A 2,157-nucleotide genomic window follows, 5' to 3' on the forward strand; every position below is an offset into this window, starting at 1 on the left:
CCGGCCGGGGGCGGGGGTGCCGAGGCGCACGAGGTCGGGGACGCCGGTGCCGTCGACGTCCAGGAGGAGGTCGGTGCCGGGCGCGGCGGGGCCGTCGGAGGGGCGGGCCGGGACGGGCCGGGCGGGCCCGAGGTCGACGTCGTCGGAGAGGGGGCTGGTGTTGCGCAGGTAGTACCAGGCGCCGTTGCGGGCGGCGAGGACCCCGGCGACGCCGTCGCCGTCGAGGTCGACCCACGTGTAGTCGACGAGGTCGAGCCCGGCGGGCAGGTGCTCGGCGCGGACGTCGCGCACGGTGGGGTCGATCTCGGCCGGGGCGTACCGGTACGAGATCGGCGGGGTGTCGGCGCTGGTGTACGTGTCGCCTTGGCGCACATGGCCGCTGGTGCGGATAGACCGGAGCTGGGAGTCGCCGCTGTGGGGGTCGGGGCCGTAGGAGAGTTCGAGGGAGCGCACGAGGGTGGGGCCGTCGCCGAGTTCGGGGAGGTCGTGGAACATCAGGGCGCGGTGGCAGCGCCGGTAGGTGCGGACCTCGAAGGCGGGGCGGCGGTCGGAGTAGGGGTCGGGGCGCACGGGCCAGGGCCGGTCGGGTGCGAAGGCGGGCTGGTCGGGGTCGTGGTCGCCGTAGTCGAGGACGAGGGTGAACAGCCAGTTCGCGGGGCGCGGCGTCGCGGGCTGGACGGGGTCGAGGACGGGCAGGTGCGGGGCGGCGTTGCCGTAGCGGACGCGCTTGAGGTAGCGGGCGGCCGAGCGGGCGAGGTCGGTGCGGTCCGCCTCGCTGGCGGCGCCGGGGTCGACGAGGGCGCCGTCCTCGGCGGCGTACTCGTAGGCCGTCGCGTTGCCCTTGTCGTCATGGGTGAAGCTGACGAGCCAGGCGAAGATCCGGGCGGGGTCCTCGGGGTCGAAGATGCGGCTGGCGGCGTCCTCGCCGAACCAGGCGGTCGAGTTGTCGCCGGAGAGGGTGCGCCACTTGACGTCCGCGCGGTCGGCGGTATTCGTCCAGCGTTCGATGCGGCCGGTGCCGTCGTCGAGGCGGGGCCGGAAGCGCTGGACGCGGTACTCGACGCCGGCGACGGTGCGCAGGAGCGGACCGGCGGCGTCGGGCACGAGGTCGTCGGCGTCGGCGGCGAGGAACACGTCCGATTCGCCGGTCCCGTCGGGGGTGTCGCGGTAGCGGGGCAGGCCGCGGTCGGTGCGGCGGCTGATGCGGGCGAGCGGCAGGTCCCAGCCGTAGCCGAACAGCCCCGGGCCGCTGCCGGAGTCGTAGGCGACGGTCAGGGCCGGGGCGCCGCGGCCGGGGCTGACCGGGAGGGGGACGGTGAGCGAGGCGGAGCCGGTGACGGGGTTGGTGCGGAAGGTCTCGCCGAGGCGGGCGGGCGGGTTCCCGACGGTGGGGAGCGGGGGGCCGGCTTCGGCGGGGGCCGCGTCGCGGTCGCGGTCGGAGGGCGGGCCCGGCCGCTGCATCGGGTTCTCGGCTCCGCCGCGGTATGCGTCCACGATCGCGGCCCCTTTGCAGGAATAAAGGCGATTGAAAGGCGTTCGACAAGCGCCTCATTACGGAGCGTATTGCGTTGGGACCCACCGCACAATTGACCGTACGGCCCTATTCGAGGACACTTCTCATAACGGCGGAGTACTATAATGCCGCGCTGTTTCCAGTGGTGCCAAGGGAATTCGAGTCACCGCAAGTGAATGACCAAAGTGGACTATTGGTCCCAGTGCCGCGATTCGGAGGAAACGGCGCTCAAGGCGCCGCAGATTGACTGTACCGCTCCGCAGTCCCAGGCGTGCGCCGGAAAGCGCTGGCCGCCGCCGGACTGTCAGGGACCGACTCGCACCGGGGTGGTTGAATCTCCCAGTGACCCCCGAAGCGAGACCCGCACGCGATCTGCGCCGCCTGCGCACCTACACGTTCTTCACCGTGATCGGCTCCGGACCGCTGGCCCTGGCCATGGCCGCGCTGTTCCTGGTGGGCAGCACCGACCAGGACGTCCTGCCGCTCGCCGTGGGCGCCGCCACCGCCTCCGTCGTGCTGTGCACCGCGGGCCTGGCGCTGCACTGGCACGGCCAGGGGCCGCTGCGCCGCCGCGTCCTGTGGGTCGCCGCGCTCGCGCTCCTCTTCGCCGGCGCCGCCGCCGAGGCGACCGCGGGCGACGTCAG

At 73.6% G+C, this 2,157-nt stretch carries 2 protein-coding genes; one reads left to right on the top strand and one right to left on the bottom strand.

The window, feature by feature from the left end:
• Positions 1-1,494, bottom strand: a 1,494-nt coding sequence (locus DI269_RS13155; RefSeq protein WP_269814162.1) for a SpvB/TcaC N-terminal domain-containing protein, incomplete at its 3' end; no start/stop codon positions are given.
• Positions 1,495-1,855: 361 nt separating this feature from the next.
• Here DI269_RS13155 and DI269_RS13160 point away from each other — a divergent pair.
• A partial coding sequence (locus DI269_RS13160; RefSeq protein ID WP_157974959.1) for a hypothetical protein occupies positions 1,856-2,157 on the top strand: 302 nt, incomplete at its 3' end.

The organism is Glycomyces dulcitolivorans (assembly GCF_003265355.1).
Classification (GTDB): Bacteria; Actinomycetota; Actinomycetes; order Mycobacteriales; family Micromonosporaceae; genus Glycomyces; species Glycomyces dulcitolivorans.